Raw genomic sequence first — 18,396 nt, 5'->3', positions numbered from 1 at the left:
GTGTCTCCCTCTGGCTCTGGCTCTAGCTCTTGCGGGGCTGGTTGAAGCGGAGCATGTTGCCCGCCGGGTCGCGGAAGGCGCAGTCACGGACGCCGTACGGCTGGTCGATCGGTTCCTGGAGCACGTCCGCGCCGGCCGCCCGGAGGCGTTCGAAGGTGGCGTCGACGTCGTCGGTGGAGAAGATCACGCCGCGCAGCAGGCCCTTGGCCAGCAGTTCCGCCATCGCCTGCCGGTCGGCGGGCGAGGCGCCGGGGTCGGCGAGCGGGGGTTCGAGGACGATCTCCACGTCGGGCTGCTCGGGGGACCCCACGGTCACCCAGCGCATCCCCTCGAACCCGACGTCGTTGCGGACCTCCAGGCCGAGGACGTCGCGGTAGAAGGTGAGCGCCTTGTCGTGGTCGTCGACGGCGATGAAGCACTGCGAGAGGTTGATGGTCATGCCTCGACGCTACGAGGGGGCGGCCGATTTCGCTTCTCCGTTCCTGACCGGTCGCGTGGAGACCTTCGCGACGCAGGCCGGAACCGCGGCGCCGTCCTCGTGGGAGCGGGCCCGGTAGGCGCTGGGGCTCTCACCGACGAGTTCGCTGAAGCGGGAGCTGAACGACCCGAGCGAGGTACAGCCGACCGCGAAGCACACGTCCGTCACGCTCATGTCGCCGCGGCGCAGCAGGGCCTTGGCCCGCTCGACGCGGCGGGTCATCAGGTAGCTGTAGGGGGTTTCCCCGTAGGCGGCGCGGAAGCTGCGGGAGAAGTGCCCGGGTGACATGAGGGCGACCTTGGCCAGTGCCGGGACGTCGAGCGGCTGCGCGTAGTCGCGGTCCATCGCGTCCCGGGCACGGCGCAAGCGGACCAGGTCCTCCAGGTTCATGCCTCCCAGCATCGCACGGCGACCGCCGCGGGAGACGGGCGAACGGAAGGCTTGAACCTGTTCAAAAAGAGGTCTAGAGTCATCGACGTCAGCAGTTGAACACGTTCAAAGGGGGCTGAGGGCAATGGACCTCACCGTGGTCGCGTACGCCATCTACCTGGTCGTCAGCATCGGACTCACCATCTGGGTGGCCCGTACGCTCAGCCGCAACGGCCGCGTCTTCATCGGCGACGTACTGCAGGGCAACGAGAAGCTCGCGGACGCCGTCAACCACCTCCTGGTGGTCGGGTTCTACCTCGTGAACATCGGCTTCGTGACCCTCTACCTGCGCTCGGGGGAGACGGTCCTCGAAGCCCGCGGGCTCTTCGAGGCGCTGTCGGTGAAGATCGGCGTCGTCCTGCTCGTCCTCGGCGTCATGCACCTCGGCAACGTGTGGGTGCTCAACAAGATGCGCCGCCGCGGGCTCATGGAGCGCCGGCAGACCCCGCCGGTCGCCCCGCAGGCCTGGACCACTCCGGCCGGGGCCTGACCGGTGGCGCGGACCGCACGGGGCGACATGCGCCACCTGACCGTCCTCTACGACGCGAACTGTCCGGTGTGCGTGCACATCCGGCACTGGCTGCTCGGGCAGCGCCACCTCGTACCGCTCCGGTTCGTGCCCGCCGCGTCCGCCGAGGCGTGGCGGCGGTTCCCCCGGCTCGCCCACGCCGAGACCCTGCGGGAGATCACCGTGGTCGGCGACCAGGGGCAGGTGTGGACCGGGACGGACGCCTTCATCGTGTGCCTGTGGGCACTGGCCGAACACCGGCCGAAGGCCAACTGGTTGGCCACCCCGGCCGGCCGGCCCTTCGCCAAGGCCGCCATGTACACGGCCGCCGCCGTCCGGCACGCGGTACGTACCGACTCCGGGGCGGATACCGGAGAACCGGCCTGTGACGAGCAGTGCTCCGTACCCCGATAAGGTCGGACACCGTGACAGATCAGAAGGCGCCCAAGAGCGAGCAGACCCGCACGCTCATCCTCGAAACCGCACTCAGGCTCTTCCAGGAGCGCGGCTTCGACAAGACGACCATGCGGGGCATCGCCAAGGAGGCAGGGGTCTCGGTCGGCAACGCGTACTACTACTTCGAGTCGAAGGAACACCTGGTCCAGGGCTTCTACGACCGGATCGGCGCCGCGCACCAGAAGGCGGTCCGGCCGATCCTGGACCAGGAGACCGATCTCCAGAAGCGGCTCGCGGGCGTCCTGACGGCCTGGCTGGACATCGCGGCCCCGTACCACGAGTTCGCTTCGCAGTTCTTCAAGAACGCGGCGGACCCCGAGAGCCCGCTCAGCCCCTTCTCCCCCGAATCGGAACCGGCGCGCAACGCGGCGATCGACATGCACCGCGAGGTGCTGGCCGGGGCGAAGACCAAGGTGCCGGCCGAACTGGCCGACGTCCTGCCCGAGCTGATGTGGCTCTCGCAGATGGGCCTGGTCCTGTACTGGGTCTTCGACCGCTCCCCCGACAGCGAGAAGTCCCGGCGGCTGGCCGAGCGCGGCGCGCAGCTGACGACGCGGGGCATCGTCCTGGCCCGGTTCCGGGTGCTGCGGCCGCTGGTGCGCGAGGTGCACGAGCTGTTCGCGGACTTCCTGCCGGGCATGGCCCAGACGGCGGTCTCGCGCGGCAAGCGCGCCTCGGACCCGCACCCCGGGGAGGAGTGAGGGTCCGCCGACTCCCGCCCCTTCCGGTCAGGCACCCAGGACCAGCAGGCCGGCGACGGCCGGGCCGAAGGCGCCGCCCAGCTGGTAGCAGAGGGTGAACAGGCCGATGGCGGACGGGCGCTGCGCCGGGTCGGGGGCGGCGGCCACCGCGTGGGTGGACAGGACTGCGTTGGCGGCGCTGGCGGTGAAGACCCCCGCCGCGGTGGCGACCAGCAGCAGCGGGCCCCAGGTGGCGAAGATCCCGGCGAGGGCGGCGAGCGCCCCGAGGGAGACGAGCACCGTACGGACGGCCGCGCGGCTCATGCGGGCCGAGGCGGCGGCGAGCAGCCAGGACAGCGCCGACCCGGCGAGCAGGGCGACCAGCTGTCCGGTCCCGGCGGAGGCGGTGTCCCAGCCGGCCCGGTCGGCGAGCAGCCGGGGCACCGAGAAGAGCAGGGTGAAGTAGGACGCCGACAGGGCGAGCGCCAGCAGGGCCGAGACCACGAAGACGGGACGGCGCAGCAGGGCGGCGGGTACGAACCCCTCGGGGCGGCGCCGGACGTGCAGGGCGAGCAGCACGGCGGCGACCAGGGCCCCGCCGAGGGCGGCGAGCGGCGCGGTCGGCAGCAGGACCAGGGCGGTGGCGAGCCCGGTCAGCAGGGCGGCGCCCCGGCCGTCGAAGCGGCCGGGCGCGGGCGGGTTCGCCGCCCCGGCGCGGCGGCCGACGGCGGGCACGGCGAGCAGGGAGAGCGCCGAGACGGTGAGGGCGATCCGCCAGGAAGCCGCGTCCGCGAGGGCCTTGCCGAGCAGCGGTCCGGTGGCGCCGAGCATCCCGAACCCGGCGCTGATGACGCCCATCCGGCGGGCGGTGCCGGCGAGGCTGATCGCCGCGGCCACCAGCCCGGCGCCGCCGGCGGCCTGGGCGCAGCGCCCGAACAGCGTGAGCGGGAGCCACGGGGAGACGGCGACCAGCAGGGTGCCGGCCAGGACGAGCAGGGTGGACAGCCGCAGCACCGCGCGCAGGCCCCGGCGGCGCAGCAGCCCGGCGAGCAGGGGGGTGCCGACGGCCATGGCCCAGCCGAAGGCGGTGAGCAGCCAGGCGGCGGTACCGGCGGACACCCCGAGGGAGGCGGCCATCTCCGGGAGGATCAGCACCGGCGCGTTGGCCCCGGCGGCGATGGGGGTGGCCAGCAGGGCGAGCCACAGGACGGGGACGGGCGCCGCGGCGGGCGGGGCGCCGGCCGTCCCGGCGGTCTTTCCGCCGGCCCTCCGGATGCCCTTCGCGGTGGCCGCGGTCGCGGTGGTGGCGGTGGTGACCGTCATGGATGACCCACTCCCCTTCACATTTCAACCTTGACAATCTCAACGTTGAAATAAAAACAGAGCAACTGCCTCAACGTCAAGTGTCTTAACGTTGAGGTATTCTGTGGGCATGGAGAAGGACACGGTGGCCACGTTCATCGGCCAGTGGCAGACGGAGCGCCCCGACCTCGCGGAGGAGCTCTGGCCCATCGAGGTGCTCGCCCGCATCCAGCGGATGACCCGGATCATCGACAAGCAGCTGAAGGCCTTCATGGCCGGACACGGCCTGGAGGTGGGCGAGTTCGACGTGCTGGCCAGCCTGCGCCGCTCGGGCCCGCCGTACGCGCTGACCGCCGGCGCGCTGGTGCCGGCCGCGATGGTGACCTCGGGCGCGATCACCAACCGGATCGACCGGCTGGAGGCCAAGGGCCTGGTCGAGCGGGTACGTGACGACGCCGACCGCCGCTCGGTGCGGATCCGGCTGACCGAGCCGGGCCGCACGCTCTGCGAGGGCGTGATGGAGGAGCACCTCAAGCATTACGCGGAGCTGCTGGCCCCCCTGGACCGGGACACCTCACGGACGGTCGCCGAGGCGCTGCGCACCCTCCTGCTGGCGCACGGGGACACCGCCGCCGACCCGGCGGCTACAGCCAGTTGAGTTCCCACAGGCGCCACACGCCCGTGCCGTCGGAGAGGTACTGCGCGCCGGTGACGGCCTCGCGGGACATGACGTAGTCCTTCTTCTGCCAGATCGGCAGCATCGGGACCTGCTGGGAGACCAGCCGCTGGAGCTCCCGGAAGTCGCCGGCGGCCCCGCCCCGGTCCGAGAAGGACTGGGTGCGGGTGATCAGTTCGTCCACGGCCTTGTCGGAGAAGCCGCTGTTCATGCTGGAGCCCGCGCCGACCAGGGGCGCGAGGAAGTTGTCCGCGTCCGGGAAGTCGGCGATCCAGCCGATCGTGTAGGCGTCGAACTGCCCGGCCGCGTAGGCCTTCTGGAAGTCCTCCCAGACCTCGACCGGCTTGATCTTCACCTGGAACAGGTTCGTCGACTCCAGCTGCCGCTTGATCTCCTCCGCTTCGGCGAGGTTCACGCCGCGCGCGTTGACGCCCAGGGTCAGCGGGACGGGGGCGGTGATCAGGGCGTCCTTGAGGAGCTTGCGGGCGGCCAGGCCGTTGGGCGAGGGATAGGCGTCGAAGAAGGGCGTGCTGTGCGCCGCGATGCCCGCCGGGACCAGGGAGTACAGCGGGGTGACCGTGCCCTTGTAGACGTCCCCGGCGACCTTCGAGCGGTCCAGCACCGCGGCCACCGCCTGACGGACGGCGGGCTTCTCGGCCGCCGAGCCGGGGCGCACGTTGAAGACGATGCTGCGGGTCTCGGTACCGCCGGACGCCTGGTAGCGGGTGTCCTTCATGCCGGGGTTCAGGCCGGCGAGGACGGCGGGCGGCATGTCCCGGTGCGCCACCTCGATCTGGCGGTCCCGCCAGGCCGCGTCGAGCTGGGCGGAGTCCTTGAAGTAGCGGACGGCCACGGGCGCGCGGGCCGGCTTGCCCTGCCCCCGGTAGGCGGGGTTGGGCTTGAGCTCGACGCTCGCGCCCGCCTTGTACGCGACCAGGGAGTACGGGCCGCAGCCGTCGGCCTTGCCGTCGCGGCGGAGCTCCTTGGCCGGGTACGTGTCCTTGTCGACGATCGAGGCGGCGCCCGTCGCGATCTTGAAGGGGAACGTGGCGTCGCGGGCCGAGAGGTTGAAGGTGACGGTGCGGCCTTCGGCCTTGACCGACTGCAGGGTGTTGAAGAGCGGGGCCGGCCCCTGGTCCGAGTTGATCTGCTTGATGCGGTCGAACGAGAACTTCACGTCGGCCGCGGTGACCGCGCGGCCGCTCGGGAAGGTCAGGTCGGGGCGCAGCTCGCACTGGTACGTCATCAGCTTCTGGCCGATGAACCTGCAGGTGGACGCGGCGTCCGGGACGGGGGTGTCGGAGCCGGGCCCGATGGTCAGGAGCGACTGGTAGACGTTGCTGAACAGGGCCCAGGAACCGGCGTCGTAGGCCCCGGCGGGGTCGAGGGCGGAGACCACGTCGGTGGTACCGACCCGGATCGCGCCCCGGCCGCCGTCGTCCTCGGGCAGCAGCTGCCAGGCGCCGACGCCCGCGATCCCGAGGACCAGCCCGACCGCAATGATCTTCGCGCGGACAGACCGCATCCCTGAACCCCGCCATTCGAACTCGGTATCCGACTATCGGACACCCAATCACGGAAGATCAGCCACGGGAAGGTCCACGATGCCCGGTCGGGTCCGGTCAGGCCTGGTATGAGGCGAGTTCCACCACCGTGATGTCGGACGGCGCCCCGACCCGGACGGGCGGCCCCCAGGCACCGGCTCCGCGGGACACGTAGAGCTGGGTGTCGCCGTAGCGCTCCAGGCCCGCGACGGTCGGATTGGCCAGCTCGGCCAGGTAGTTGCCGGGCCACAGCTGGCCGCCGTGGGTGTGCCCCGAGAGCTGGAGGTCCACGCCGTGCCGGACGGCGTCGTGGATGACCACCGGCTGGTGGGCCAGGAGGACCGCGGTCCGGGAGCGGTCGCGGTCCCCGAGGGCCGCCCGGAAGTCGGGGCCCTGGCCCTCGCTCTCCCCCTGCACGTCGTTGACCCCGGCGAGGTCGAAGTGGGGCAGTTCGCGGCGGGCGTTCTCCAGGGGGACCAGGCCGAGCTCGCGGACGTGGTCGACCCACTGGCGGGCGCCGGAGAAGTACTCGTGGTTGCCGGTGACGAAGTACGAGCCGAGGCGCGAACGGAGCAGGCGCAGCGGTTCGGCGGCCGGGCCGAGGTCGTGGACGCTGCCGTCGACGAGGTCGCCGACGACGGCGATGAGGTCGGGCTGCGTGCGGTTGACGGTGTCGACGACGCGCTGGGTGTGCGCCCGGCCGAGGACCGGTCCGAGGTGGACGTCGCTGACGACGGCGATCCGGAACCCGTGCGCCGCGCGGGGCAGCCGGGCGAGCGGGACCCGGACGCGCTTGACGCGCGGCCCGCGGAGCACCCCGTAGGTGCCCGTCCCGACGGTCGCGAGCGCGGCGGCGGCCGCCGCTCCCCCGGCCACCCGCGCGACGAACACCCGGCGGCTGACCGGGACGACTGAGGCGGTCGGGGCCGGGGCCGGGGCCGTGGCCTGGGCCTGGGTCTGCGGGGCGGTGTCGCCGCCCGCCGGGGCCGACGGTACGCCGGGGCCGGCGCCCGCGGAGGCGCCCGCCCGGCCGGTGTCCGCCGTCGCGGGCACGGCCGGGGCCGCCGGGCCGGCGGACCCGGTACGGGCCGGCCGGCGGAGCCACAGGCGGCGGGCCGGTTCCGCCACGAGCATCGCCAGGGTCAGGTACAGCAGCACCGCCAGCCACATGTACCCCGGCCACGCCACCACCCGCTGGAGCCAGAAGGGCGCTCCGGCCCGTCCGGCGGTCAGGGCGGCCAGGGCCAGCAGCGGCAGCGCGAAGGCCAGGACGGTGCCCGTCCGGCGGGCCGCGCCGCCCGCCCGGGTCGTGTCACGGACCAGCCGCACCCACAGCCACCGGTGTACGAGCGCCAGCAGGGCCAGTACGGCGACGACCGCCACGACCACCACGACGACGGTCATCGTGATTCCCGCCGCAGGGCCCGCACGCCACGCAACCCGATCACACCAACGGCCGTCCCCAGGAGAAAGGACGTGACCGCGAGGAGAAGGTGGACCCAGAAGTACGACGTAGGGTCGCCGGCCGTGTCGAAGGCCAGGCCGCTGCCGTTCTTCCACAAGTTCCGGACGAAGGACACCCAGATGAACCAGCTCCACACTCCGAAGGCGAGCAGGAACCAGGAGGCGGCGCGGCTGAGTTTCATGTCCCCAGTATCGGATTCGTCCCCAGGACGGACGCGCGGGGGTGGGCCGTACCGGCGGTGGTTCACCACGGATGGCCGGTCCGGGAGGGCAGACAGCCCATCGGGATGTACGTTCACCTGCGTGTCTGCCAAAAAGACCGCATTGACGGTCCTTTCCGCCGCGGTGCTGGTCCCCGCGATGCTCGTGTCGCCCGCGCACTCCGCGCCGGCGCCGCCGCCGGCGGCGGGCGGGAAGGGACGGCCTGCCAAGGCCCCGGCGGCCGCCGCGCCGCCCGCGTCGATGTCCACGGTCGGCGGGACCCTGCTCGGCCAGCCGGGCACGCAGGTGAACCTGCTGCCCGGGGCGCCCGCCCTGCCCGCGAACCTCACCGGCCGGTCCTGGATCGTGGCCGACGCCGAGACGGGTGAGGTCCTCGCCGCGCACAACGCCCACTGGCGGCTGCCCCCGGCCTCCACCATGAAGATGCTGTTCGCGGACACGGTGCTGCCGAGCCTGCCCAAGGACCAGGTGCACCGGGTCTCCGAACAGGAGATGTCGGGCGTCGGCGCGGGCAGCAGCCTGGTGGGGGTCAAGGAGGACGAGGAGTACACGGTCCACGACCTGTGGCTGGGCGTGTTCCTGCGGTCCGGCAACGACGCCGTGCACGTGCTGTCGGCCATGAACGGCGGGATCGACAAGACCGTCAAGGACATGCAGGCGCACGCCGAGGAGCTCCAGGCACTGGACACCCACGTGATCTCGCCGGACGGCTACGACGCCCCGGAGCAGGTGTCGAGCGCCTACGACCTCACCCTCATCGCCCGCTCCGGGCTGCAGAAGCAGGACTTCCGCGAGTACTGCGGGACGGTGAGCGCCCGGTTCCCGGGCAAGCAGGAGGCGGGCCGGCCGCGGGACTACTTCGAGATCCAGAACACCAACCGGCTGATGACGGGCGCCGGCGGCATCACCCCGTACAAGGGCATCGCGGGCGTGAAGAACGGCAACACCACGATGGCCGGCTCCACCTTCACCGGCGCGGCGCAGCGCGGCGACAAGAAGCTGCTGGTCACGGTGATGAACCCGGACACGGGCGGGATCAACTCGGTGTACGAGGAGACCGCCCAGCTCTTCGACTGGGGTTTCGCGGCGGTCGGGAAGGTGAAGCCGGTGGGCGAGCTGGTGCCGCCGAAGAGCGCGGACACCACTTCCCTCGGCTCGCCCGCCAAGTCCCACGAGAACAGTGCGGCGGCGAGCGGTGACGACTCCGGCAGCAGCGGCGTCGGCACGGCGGTCGGCATCGCCGGCGGGGTGCTGGCGGTGCTGGCGGGCGGGGCGTTCGTGGTCAACCGGCGCTGGCCGCGCGGCGGGCGCCGGGGCCAGCGGAGCTAGCTCCGCGCGGGCCGCGGGTCTCCCCCGCCGGCCTTGCCGCTCTCGCCGTCGTCGCGGGCGGCCGTCCAGGCGGAGCAGAACAGGAGCAGCTTCGCCGAGAAGTTGATCCACAGCAGCAGGGCGATCGGCACGCCGAAGGCCCCGTACATGCTCTTGCTGGCGACCCCGCGCATATAGCCGCTGAGCAGCAGTTTCAGCAGCTCGAAGCCGGCGGCGCCGATCAGGGCCGCCTGGATCAGGCGGCCGCGCGGGGGTTCGACGCCGGGCAGCAGGGTGAGCAGGTAGAGGAGCACCAGGAAGGCGGCCACCACGCCGACGAGGAAGGCGCCGGCGCGCAGCAGGGCGCCGCCCGCGCCGTCGCGCGGGACGCCGAGGGTCTCGCCGAACTTGCCGACCGCGCTGGCGCCGAGGATCGACGCGGCGGCCGAGGCGAGGCCCACGCCGCCGAGGCCGAACAGGACGAGGGCGTCCTTGCCCTTGCGCACGATGGGGTTGCCCTGGTCCTCGTCGTCCTTCTCCCAGACGGCGCGCAGGCAGTCCCGCATGGAGCCGACCCACCCGATGCCGGTGAGCAGGAGCAGGGCGCCGGCGACGAGGCCGATGGTGCCCGCGTTGGCGGCGAGTCCGTCGAGGTTGAGCTGGTCGGAGATGCCCGGGACCTGCTCGGCGAGGTTCTTCTGGAGCTTGGCGAGCTGCTCGGGGCTCAGCAGCGCGGCGCCGATGGCGATGCCCACGGTGAACAGCGGGAAGAGCGCGAGGAAACTGATGAAGGTGATCGCGGCGGCGAGCCGCGCCCAGTGGACGCGTTCGAGGCGCTCGTAGGAGTGCCAGGCGTGGGTCCTCATCACGGCGGCCACCAGTGGCCCGATCACCGGGAGTTTCTTCAGCCAGTCCATGGGGGTCACCGTAAATGAGCTGCCGGAAATAGCCGGGATTGCCGGTCCCTGGGACTACGGTCGTCGATTGTGACTTTTCGCGAAGCGCGCCCGCCGGCCCGCCCGATCCACGCCCTGGTCCTGCGCAGGCTCCGTTTCCGCGCCCTGTGGGCCCTGCGGCCCCTGCGTCAGGAGTGGCGCGCGGCCGCGCCGGCGGCCGTGTCGGCGGCGGGCGCCGACTGCGCCGGGACGGGAGCCGGGCCCGTGCCGAAGGGATACTCGCGCAGCTTGCGCCAGACCCCGTCGGAGCCCTGCTCGTAGAGCGCGAAGCCCTCGCACAGCCAGTCGGCGGCGTAGTCCGCGAGCTCGGCGTACGCCCGGTCCATCGCCTCCTCGGAGATCCCGTGGGCGACCGTGACGTGCGGGTGGTACGGGAACGCCAGCTCCCGGTTGACCGGCCCCTGGGGGTCGCGGACCCGGCCCTGGAGACGGGTGCAGTCCGGGGCGCCTTCGACGAGCCGGACGTAGACGACCGGCGAGAGGGGACGGAAGCTGCCCGTCCCTTCCAGCCGCATCGGGAAGGACCGGAAGGCCCCGGCGACCTCGGCCAGGTGGGCGCGGATCCCGGGCAGCCGGTCCGCCTCCACCTCGGTGGGCGGTACGAGGGTGACGTGCGTGGGGATGCCGTGCGCGGCGGCGTCCCCGAAGCCGGCGCGCAGCCCCTGGAGCTGGCTGCCGTACGGCTCCGGGACCGCGATCGAAACGCCGAGCGTTACGGTCCCCACGTCTGTCTCCTCCGTCTGTGTGCGGGATGCTGCCGCCTCAGTGTGGCGCCAGCACCCCCCCGACCGCCAGGGGCGCCGGTCCGTCAGTGCTTCGCGGGCAGGAAACCGAGGCGGTCGTAGGTCTGCGCCAGGGTCTCGGCGGCGACCGCCCGAGCCTTCTCCGCGCCCTTGGCCAGCAAGGAGTCCAGGGTCTCCGGGTCGTCCAGGTACTCCTGGGTCCGCTGCTTGAACGGTGTGACGAAATCGACCATCACGCCCGCGAGGTCCGTCTTGAGCGCTCCGTAACCCTTGCCCTCGTACGCGGCTTCCAGGGCGGGGATGCTCTCGCCCGTGAGGGTGGAGTAGATCGTGAGCAGGTTGCTGACGCCGGGCTTGTTCTCCGTGTCGAAACGGACCACGGCCTCGGTGTCGGTGACCGCGCTCTTGATCTTCTTCTCGGTGACCTTCGGCTCGTCGAGGAGGTTGATCAGGCCCTTGGGCGAGGACGCCGACTTCGACATCTTGATCGCCGGGTCCTGGAGGTCGTAGATCTTCGCGACCTCCTTGACGATGTGCGCCGCCGGGAGCGTGAAGGTGTCGCCGAAGCGCTGGTTGAAGCGCTCCGCGAGGTCGCGGGTCAGCTCGATGTGCTGGCGCTGGTCCTCGCCGACCGGGACGGAGTCCGCCTGGTAGAGGAGGATGTCGGCGACCTGGAGGATCGGGTACGTGAACAGGCCGACGGTGGCGTTGTTGGCACCCGACCTGGCGGACTTGTCCTTGAACTGGGTCATCCGGCTGGCCTCGCCGAAACCGGTGATGCAGTTCATGACCCAGCCGAGCTGGGCGTGCTCCGGCACGTGGCTCTGGATGAAGAGCGTGCAGCGCTCCGGGTCCAGACCGGCCGCGAGGAGCTGCGCCGCGGAGAGGCGGGTGTTCGCCCGCAGGTCCTTGGGATCCTGCGGCATGGTGATCGCGTGCAGGTCGACCACCATGTAGAAGGCGTCGTGCGTCTCCTGCAGGGCGACGTACTGGCGGATGGCTCCGAGGTAGTTCCCGAGGTGGAACGAGCCGGAGGTGGGCTGGATGCCGGAGAGCGCGCGAGGACGATCAGAAGCCATGGCTTCATTCTCTCAGGTGCGGGGGCGCGCTCCGGCCCCGCGCTGGCCGGAACCCTGCCGCCGCCGCGGCGCGGCGCGGCCGGTCCCGCACCCGCTCCCCCGGTCCCGCCCGGCCCCTGCCCACGTACCGGGCGGTAGCGGGGCGGCCGGATCCCGCCCCGGCCGAGCGACCGATTCCCGGGGGTGGCCGGATGCCGCCGCCGGGACGGGTACGGGTCCCGGCGGCGGCACGGCGGCTACAGCGGGAGTCCGGGCGCCGGGAAGGCGGCCATCAGGTCGCCGACCTCGGAGCGGATCGCGGCGAGGGCCGGCTCGTCGCCCTTGGCGGCCGCGTCCACCGACCGCGAGATCCAGTCGGCGACGACGGGCATGTGCTCCGCGGTCAGGCCGCGGGACGTCAGCGACGGGGTGCCGATCCGGATGCCCGACGGGTCGAACGGCTTGCGCGGGTCGAACGGCACGGTGTTGTAGTTCACGACGATCCCCGCCCGGTCCAGGGCCTTCGCCGCGACCTTGCCCGCCACCCCGCGCGAGGTGAGGTCCATCAGGATCAGGTGGTTGTCGGTGCCGCCCGAGACGAGGTCGAAGCCCCGCTCCAGCAGCGCGGCGGCCAGCGCCTTCGCGTTGGCCACGACCGCGTGGGCGTACGCCGTGAACGCCGGCTGCGCCGCCTCGTGCAGGGCGACCGCGATGCCCGCGGTCGTCTGGTTGTGGGGACCGCCCTGGAGGCCCGGGAAGACCGCCTTGTCGATGGCCTTCGCGTGCTCCTCCGTGCACATCAGCATCGCGCCGCGCGGCCCGCGCAGGGTCTTGTGGGTGGTCGTCGAGACCACGTCCACGTGCCCGACCGGCGACGGGTGGGCGCCGCCCGCGATCAGGCCCGCGATGTGGGCCACGTCCGCGACGAGGACCGAGCCCGCCTCCTCGGCGATCGAGGCGAAGGCCGCGAAGTCGATGGTCCGCGGCAGGGCCGTACCGCCACAGAAGATGATCTTCGGGCGTTCGGCGAGGGCCAGCGCACGCACCGCGTCGTAGTCGATCCGGCCGTCCTCCGGGCGGACGCCGTACTGGACTCCGCGGAACCAGGAGCCCGTCGCGGAGACCCCCCAGCCGTGGGTGAGGTGCCCGCCCATCGGCAGGGCCATGCCCATCACCGTGTCGCCGGGCTTGGCGAAGGCCAGGTAGACGGCGAGGTTCGCCGGGGACCCGGAGTACGGCTGGACGTTCGCGTGGTCCACCCCGAACAGGCCCTTGGCCCGCTCGACGGCGAGGGCCTCGACCCGGTCGATGTTCTGCTGGCCCTCGTAGTAGCGGCGGCCCGGGTAGCCCTCGCTGTACTTGTTCTGGAGCACCGTGCCGGAGGCCTCCAGCACGGCGGCGGAGACGTAGTTCTCACTGGGGATCAGGCGCAGGGTCTGCGCCTGGAGGCTCTCCTCGGCGGAGATGAAGGACGCCAGCTCGGGGTCGGTGGCGAGCAGGGCGGGGTGACGGTGGTTCGCGCTCATGGCGGCTCCTCCGGGGTCGATGTCGTCTCTCGTCCCCGCGAGGCCCAGGCGAGCGGCCCTGTGTGCGGTCGTGCGCGCACGACTCCCCCGGAGTTGGTTCTCCGTACGCCAGTCGCCGTGCGTACCGGACACCTTAGCGGGCGCGCCGGAAAGAAGGTTTCTCCGTCCGCGATCCGAGCGACGATAGAAAGGACGCCACCCACGTCACCGGCCAGACGGACGATCGGAGACCCCGTGTCGAGAACTGCTGATGCCATCCGCTCCGCCGACGAACACAGCGCGCACAACTACCACCCCCTGCCCGTCGTCGTCGCCTCGGCGGAGGGCGCGTGGATGACGGACGTGGAGGGCCGCCGGTACCTCGACATGCTCGCCGGGTACTCGGCGCTCAACTTCGGCCACGGCAACCGCCGTCTGATCGACGCCGCCCGCGACCAGCTGGAGCGGGTCACCCTCACCTCCCGCGCCTTCTTCCACGACCGCTTCGCGGACTTCTGCACGCAGCTCGCCGAGTTGTGCGGCAAGGAGATGGTGCTGCCCATGAACACGGGCGCGGAGGCCGTGGAGACGGCGGTGAAGACGGCCCGCAAGTGGGGGTACGAGGTCAAGGGCGTGCCCGACGGGCAGGCCAAGATCGTGGTGGCCGCCGACAACTTCCACGGCCGCACCACCACCATCGTGTCCTTCTCCACGGACCACGAGGCGCGCGACCACTTCGGGCCCTACACGCCCGGCTTCGAGATCGTCCCGTACGGGGACCTCACCGCGCTCTCCCACGCCGTCACCGCGAACACCGTGGCGGTGCTGCTGGAGCCGATCCAGGGCGAGGCCGGGGTGCTGGTGCCGCCCGCCGGATACCTGGCCGGCGTGAGGGAGCTGACGCGCGAGCGGAACGTGCTCTTCATGGCCGACGAGATCCAGTCGGGCCTGGGGCGGACCGGGAAGACCTTCGCCTGCGAGCACGAGGGCGTCGTCCCCGACGTGTACGTCCTCGGCAAGGCGCTGGGCGGCGGTGTGGTCCCCGTCTCCGCCGTGGTCGCCGACCGGGACGTGCTCGGGGTGTTCCGGCCGGGCGAGCACGGATCCACCTTCGGCGGCAACCCGCTGGCCTGCGCCGTCGCCCTGGAGGTGATCGCGATGCTGCGCTCCGGCGAGTACCAGCAGCGGGCCGCCGAACTCGGCGACCACCTGCACCGGGAACTGAACCTGCTCGTCGGCGGGGGCGCGGTGACCGCCGTCCGCGGCCGCGGACTGTGGGCGGGGGTCGACATCGACCCCTCCCTCGGCACGGGCCGGGAGATCTCCGAGAAGCTGATGGAGCTCGGGGTGCTGGTGAAGGACACCCACGGGTCGACGATCCGCATCGCACCGCCGCTGGTGATCAGCAAGGAGGACCTGGACTGGGGCCTGGACCGGCTGCGCTCGGTCCTGGCCGGCTGACGGGATCCGCCGAAGGCGCGGCCGGGTCGGCTCGGCTCCCGCCCGCGCCTTCGGCGGCACGCGCGGGCCTTCACCGGCGGACGCGGTCAGCGGCCCATCCCGACCAGGTGGCTGACGTCGCTGCACGTGAGGTCGAACTCGGACCGGTTGGACTTCGTGTCGTCCCCGTCGATCACGATCTGGGCCCAGCCGGCCGAGTGGTCCAGGGGGCTGGCGCTCCCGAGCCGGGTGTCCGTCAAGGTGGGCTCCGTCTTCATGGTCCCCGCTGCCGTGAACTGGAGGGTGAGGGCGCCCGAGGTCGAGCCGTCGCTCTTCACCCACCGGTACTTGACGGTCCCGGGCCCCGCAGCCGTGATGGACCCGCTGAAGGAGACCCTCGCCGTCTCGCTGATGACCTGACAGACGATCTTCTTCGTGCCCACCGGGTTCTCGGCCGCCGCCGCCGTCACGTCGGCAGTGGCCTTGGTCTTGGCCGCGTCCGACTTGGGGACCTTCGTACAGGCGACCTGGCCCCGGCCCTGGCCGTGGCCCTGGCCGTGGCCCTGGCGCTTCTTGGGGGCGGCCGTGTAGTCGGCGTACGGAAGGTCCTTCTTCGTGAAATCGCCGTCGGCCGACACGTCGCTCGACGTCACGCCGTATTTGGACGCGATGCGCACGGATCCCTGTGTGAAGCCCTTGCCCACGAGGTCGTAGGTGGCGGCGCCGTCGGCATCGGGTGTGCCCGCGACGAGGGAGCACTGCGCGGCGGGGGCCCGGGCGCTCACCCCCGGGGCGGTCCCTTGGTTCGCTTGGGCGACCGGCAGCGCCAGCGCCAGCGAAGAGGCGAACAAAGGAATGAGGAGAGCCGTGCGGCGGTGCGGATTCATCGCCCGTCCTTCCGGCGCCGGAGAATCGGGAGCCCACCGCCGTGCCCCACCCCGGGCCCCCGTCTGATCCAAGTGTCCGCCCGGGCATGCCGGGCGGCAATCGGAGTGCCGGTGACGGCCGGGCCGGGCCCTACAGGATGACGTGGGGCAGGAAGCGGGCGTACTCGTCCGTGACCGGCCCCGCCGATTCCCTGATCCCCAGGCCCGCCGCCTCCTCCTCGACCACCCAGGCGCCGAGGACGACCCGGTTGCCGTCGAAGTCGGGCAGCGGCGCCAGCGCCTGGAAGACGTACGTCTCCCCCTCGGCCGGGACGAAGGGCCCGCCCTCCCCGCCCGGTCCGTGGAGGGTGACCCCTGCTCCCTCGCGGCCCAGCAGGGGCTTGGCCGCGTAGCCGGCCGAGTCGGCCCCGGCGAGTTCGCGCGGGCCGTCGAGGTAGGCGGGCAGCAGGTTGGGGTGCTCGGGGAAGAGCTCCCACAGGACCGCCAGCAGCGCCTTGTTCGCGAGCAGCATCTTCCACAGGGGCTCGATCCAGGCGGTGGTGCCGGAGCCGCCCCCGTGGTCGTAGGTGTCCAGGACCTGCGGGCCGAAGGTGTCCTCGGCCAGCCACTCCCACGGGTAGAGCTTGAAGCAGCCGCGGATGAAGCGGAGCCTCTCGTCGACGAACCGGCCCGAGAGGCTGTCCCAGCCGATCTGTTCGACCGACAGGGCGTGGGTCTCCAGGCCGGCCTGTTCGGCGGTCTCCTGGAGGTAGGCCACCGTCATCAGGTCCTCGCCGAGCTCGTCGGCCTCGGAGTGCGCGAAGTGCAGCGGACCGGGCGGCAGCAGCTCAGCCTGGCGGCGCCAGGCCTCGACGAGCCGCTCGTGGAGGGAGTTCCACTGGTCGGCGCCGGGGAAGCGCTCCTCCATCCAGAACCACTGCGGGCTCGCCGCCTCCACCAGGGAGGTGGGGGTGTCGGCGTTGTACTCCAGCAGCTTGGCCGGCCCGTCGCCGTCGTAGCGCAGGTCGAAACGGCCGTAGAGGGAGGGCTGTTCGGCGCGGCGGTGCCAGGACTGGGCGATCAGGCCGGCCAGCTTCGGATCGGTGATGCCGAGGTCCGCGAAGCGGTCGTGCTCGACGATGTGCGCCGCCGCGGCCAGGCACATGGCGTGCAGTTCCTCGACGACCTCCTCCAGCGCCTCGACCTCCGGGAGGGAGAAGGAGTAGTACGCACTCTCGTCCCAGTAGGGACGCAGGGAGTCGTCGGGATAGCGGGTGAGGGGGTAGATCAGGCCCTGTGCCTCGACGGTCTTCTGCCAGTCGGGGCGGGGTTCGATGGTGTGGCGTCGCATGGTGCGCTCAGCCGCCGGAGGAGCCGGTGTGGCTGCTGCCGCCGATGCCGCCGCGGGTGACGGCCGACTTGTCGAAGCTGCCGCCGGAGACCTTGCCCTTGCTGACCGTGCCGCCGTAGTAGTAGGCGCCGCGGCCCCCGCTGCCGCACTCCTTCATGTTCAGGTGGTCCAGGGACGACCGGGAGGCGCAGCGCTTGTCCGGCTCGTCGCTGCTGCCGCACGCCACGAGGGTGGCGGCGAGCAGGCCCATGCCGCCGAGGGCGACCGCGCCGGAGCGCATGCGGCGTCGCGCGACGGTGCGGCCCGCGATGCCTGTGGTGCTTGTGGTGCCTGTGGTGCCTGTGCTCGCGGTACTGCCGGTCGTGCCTGTACTGCCGGTCGGGCTGCTGTCCATGGCCGACAGACTAGATCGGGGCGCGGGGGGATGGAATCCGGCCGTCGTCACACCCTTGTCACGGGTGGGCGCCCAGGTCGGGGCCTAGAGTCGGTTCGTGTTGATTGGGATGCTTTGCGCGCTGGGTGCGGCCGTCTGCTTCGGTACGGCGTCGGTGCTCCAGGCCGTCGCGGCGCGGGCCGCGGAGCCGGGCACGGGCTCGGGGGTGGACACCGCGCTGTTCCTGCGGGCCGTGCGGCAGTGGCGGTACCTGGCCGGGCTCGGCCTGGACGCGGTCGGCTTCGTGCTCCAGATCATCGCCTTGCGGCACATCCCGATCTACGCGGTGGGCGCGGCGCTCGCCTCCAGTCTGGCCGTCACGGCGGTGGTCTCGGCGCGGCTGCTGCGGGTGCGGCTGTCGGGGCTGGAGTGGGGTGCGGTGGGGGTGGTGTGCGCAGGGCTGCTGATGCTGGGGCTGGCGTCCGGTGAGGAGGGCTCCGAGACCGGTTCGTTCGCGCTGAAGCTGGGGCTGTTGGCGGTGGCGGGGCTGGTGTTGCTGGTGGGCGCGGCGGCGGGCCGGCTGCCGGACCGCTCGCGGGCGCTGGTGCTGGGCCTGGCGGCGGGGACGGGCTTCGGGGTGGTGGAGGTGTCCGTCCGGCTCGTCGACTCCTTCTCCCGGCAGGAGCTGCGCAACCCGGCGCTGTACGCGCTGTTGCTGGGCGGCGCGGCGGGCTTCCTGCTCCTCACCTCCGCCCTGCAGCGCGGCTCGGTGACGGCCGCGACCGCCGGCCTGGTCCTGGGCGAGACGATCGGCCCGGCGGTGGTCGGCGTGGCCTGGCTCGGCGACAGCACCCGCGAGGGCTTCACCTGGCTGGCGGTGCTCGGCTTCGCGGTGGCGGTGGCCGGGGCACTGGCCCTGTCCCGCTTCGGCGAACCGCAGGCCTAGGGGGTGTCTGACGGATATCCGCGGCGTCGCGACGCCCGGCACGCACTCTCGCCGCACCGACCGAAAGCCCAAGTACGTCCAGTACGCGGGC

At 72.2% G+C, this 18,396-nt stretch carries 20 protein-coding genes and 1 riboswitch; of the genes, 7 read left to right on the top strand and 13 right to left on the bottom strand.

Features of this window, described 5'->3' with window-relative positions; all coding sequences use genetic code 11:
- Positions 1-22 precede the first annotated feature (22 nt).
- On the bottom strand, positions 23-439 hold the full coding sequence (locus ACZ5D2_RS22280) for a VOC family protein (RefSeq protein WP_371677033.1): 417 nt from the start codon (positions 437-439) through the stop codon (positions 23-25).
- A 9-nt stretch (positions 440-448) separates the two neighbouring features.
- Entirely contained in the window at positions 449-868 is a 420-nt protein-coding gene (locus tag ACZ5D2_RS22275; RefSeq protein WP_030231000.1) for a helix-turn-helix domain-containing protein, read from the bottom strand.
- Positions 869-992: 124 nt separating this feature from the next.
- Between ACZ5D2_RS22275 and ACZ5D2_RS22270 the strand changes: the two genes are divergently transcribed.
- The 3 genes from ACZ5D2_RS22270 to ACZ5D2_RS22260 are packed head-to-tail and all read left to right on the top strand — an operon-like array spanning position 993 to position 2,572.
- Complete coding sequence (locus tag ACZ5D2_RS22270) at positions 993-1,397, top strand: hypothetical protein (RefSeq protein ID WP_371677034.1); 405 nt, start codon at positions 993-995, stop codon at positions 1,395-1,397.
- Between the two features lie 27 nt (positions 1,398-1,424).
- Positions 1,425-1,829 carry a thiol-disulfide oxidoreductase DCC family protein gene (locus tag ACZ5D2_RS22265; RefSeq protein WP_371677035.1) on the top strand — a complete coding sequence of 135 codons (405 nt, stop codon included), beginning with the start codon at positions 1,425-1,427 and terminating at the stop codon, positions 1,827-1,829.
- An 11-nt stretch (positions 1,830-1,840) separates the two neighbouring features.
- Positions 1,841-2,572 carry a TetR family transcriptional regulator gene (locus ACZ5D2_RS22260; protein WP_371677036.1) on the top strand — a complete coding sequence of 244 codons (732 nt, stop codon included), beginning with the start codon at positions 1,841-1,843 and terminating at the stop codon, positions 2,570-2,572.
- Between the two features lie 27 nt (positions 2,573-2,599).
- On the opposite strand, the gene ACZ5D2_RS22255 is transcribed toward ACZ5D2_RS22260, so the two are convergent.
- The gene (locus ACZ5D2_RS22255) at positions 2,600-3,874 is read right to left on the bottom strand and encodes an MFS transporter (RefSeq protein WP_371677037.1); all 1,275 of its coding nucleotides are present in this window, start codon (positions 3,872-3,874) and stop codon (positions 2,600-2,602) included.
- Positions 3,875-3,983: 109 nt separating this feature from the next.
- On the opposite strand from ACZ5D2_RS22255, the gene ACZ5D2_RS22250 reads away from it, so the two are divergent.
- Positions 3,984-4,511 carry a MarR family winged helix-turn-helix transcriptional regulator gene (locus tag ACZ5D2_RS22250; protein ID WP_371677038.1) on the top strand — a complete coding sequence of 176 codons (528 nt, stop codon included), beginning with the start codon at positions 3,984-3,986 and terminating at the stop codon, positions 4,509-4,511.
- Here the strand turns inward: ACZ5D2_RS22250 and ACZ5D2_RS22245 are convergent.
- The 3 genes from ACZ5D2_RS22245 to ACZ5D2_RS22235 form a co-directional block, all read right to left on the bottom strand.
- Entirely contained in the window at positions 4,498-6,054 is a 1,557-nt protein-coding gene (locus ACZ5D2_RS22245; protein ID WP_371677039.1) for an ABC transporter substrate-binding protein, read from the bottom strand. The genes ACZ5D2_RS22250 and ACZ5D2_RS22245 overlap by 14 nt on opposite strands.
- Positions 6,055-6,151: 97 nt before the next feature.
- Positions 6,152-7,477, bottom strand: coding sequence for a metallophosphoesterase (locus ACZ5D2_RS22240; RefSeq protein WP_468931362.1), 1,326 nt, complete (start codon positions 7,475-7,477; stop codon positions 6,152-6,154).
- Positions 7,474-7,719 (bottom strand): SCO4848 family membrane protein, encoded by a 246-nt coding sequence (locus ACZ5D2_RS22235; RefSeq protein WP_468931359.1) that lies wholly within the window; start codon positions 7,717-7,719, stop codon positions 7,474-7,476. The genes ACZ5D2_RS22240 and ACZ5D2_RS22235 overlap by 4 nt, the downstream gene beginning before the upstream one ends.
- 121 nt (positions 7,720-7,840) lie before the next feature.
- Here ACZ5D2_RS22235 and ACZ5D2_RS22230 point away from each other — a divergent pair, with 121 nt between their 5' ends.
- The gene (locus ACZ5D2_RS22230; protein ID WP_371677042.1) at positions 7,841-9,088 is read left to right on the top strand and encodes a D-alanyl-D-alanine carboxypeptidase family protein; all 1,248 of its coding nucleotides are present in this window, start codon (positions 7,841-7,843) and stop codon (positions 9,086-9,088) included.
- On the opposite strand, the gene ACZ5D2_RS22225 is transcribed toward ACZ5D2_RS22230, so the two are convergent.
- The 4 genes from ACZ5D2_RS22225 to ACZ5D2_RS22210 all read right to left on the bottom strand — a co-directional run bounded on the left by ACZ5D2_RS22225 (position 9,085) and on the right by ACZ5D2_RS22210 (position 13,350).
- Positions 9,085-9,984, bottom strand: coding sequence for a YihY/virulence factor BrkB family protein (locus tag ACZ5D2_RS22225; RefSeq protein ID WP_371677043.1), 900 nt, complete (start codon positions 9,982-9,984; stop codon positions 9,085-9,087). The genes ACZ5D2_RS22230 and ACZ5D2_RS22225 overlap by 4 nt on opposite strands.
- 167 nt (positions 9,985-10,151) lie before the next feature.
- Positions 10,152-10,748, bottom strand: coding sequence for a 2'-5' RNA ligase family protein (locus ACZ5D2_RS22220; RefSeq protein WP_468931354.1), 597 nt, complete (start codon positions 10,746-10,748; stop codon positions 10,152-10,154).
- Between the two features lie 83 nt (positions 10,749-10,831).
- Positions 10,832-11,845 (bottom strand): tryptophan--tRNA ligase, encoded by a 1,014-nt coding sequence (gene trpS, locus ACZ5D2_RS22215; RefSeq protein ID WP_371677045.1) that lies wholly within the window; start codon positions 11,843-11,845, stop codon positions 10,832-10,834.
- Between the two features lie 236 nt (positions 11,846-12,081).
- Positions 12,082-13,350 carry a serine hydroxymethyltransferase gene (locus tag ACZ5D2_RS22210; protein ID WP_371677046.1) on the bottom strand — a complete coding sequence of 423 codons (1,269 nt, stop codon included), beginning with the start codon at positions 13,348-13,350 and terminating at the stop codon, positions 12,082-12,084.
- 35 nt (positions 13,351-13,385) lie between these two features.
- Positions 13,386-13,476, bottom strand: a riboswitch (ZMP/ZTP riboswitch).
- A 108-nt stretch (positions 13,477-13,584) separates the two neighbouring features.
- On the opposite strand from ACZ5D2_RS22210, the gene rocD reads away from it, so the two are divergent.
- Positions 13,585-14,790, top strand: a complete 1,206-nt coding sequence (rocD, locus tag ACZ5D2_RS22205) for an ornithine--oxo-acid transaminase (protein WP_468931350.1) — start codon at positions 13,585-13,587, stop codon at positions 14,788-14,790.
- Positions 14,791-14,876: 86 nt separating this feature from the next.
- On the opposite strand, the gene ACZ5D2_RS22200 is transcribed toward rocD, so the two are convergent.
- The 3 genes from ACZ5D2_RS22200 to ACZ5D2_RS22190 form a co-directional block, all read right to left on the bottom strand.
- On the bottom strand, positions 14,877-15,656 hold the full coding sequence (locus ACZ5D2_RS22200; protein WP_468931347.1) for a hypothetical protein: 780 nt from the start codon (positions 15,654-15,656) through the stop codon (positions 14,877-14,879).
- Between the two features lie 130 nt (positions 15,657-15,786).
- On the bottom strand, positions 15,787-16,986 hold the full coding sequence (locus tag ACZ5D2_RS22195; RefSeq protein WP_468931344.1) for a glutathionylspermidine synthase family protein: 1,200 nt from the start codon (positions 16,984-16,986) through the stop codon (positions 15,787-15,789).
- A gap of 7 nt (positions 16,987-16,993) precedes the next feature.
- A complete protein-coding gene (locus tag ACZ5D2_RS22190; protein WP_371681182.1) occupies positions 16,994-17,266 on the bottom strand; it encodes a hypothetical protein in 273 nt (90 codons plus the stop codon).
- A 223-nt stretch (positions 17,267-17,489) separates the two neighbouring features.
- On the opposite strand from ACZ5D2_RS22190, the gene ACZ5D2_RS22185 reads away from it, so the two are divergent.
- Positions 17,490-18,305, top strand: coding sequence for a DMT family transporter (locus ACZ5D2_RS22185; protein WP_371681183.1), 816 nt, complete (start codon positions 17,490-17,492; stop codon positions 18,303-18,305).
- Positions 18,306-18,396 lie beyond the last annotated feature (91 nt).

This window comes from Streptomyces sp. NPDC031479 (assembly GCF_055581065.1).
This window is presented reverse-complemented; position numbering and strand designations above follow the sequence as displayed.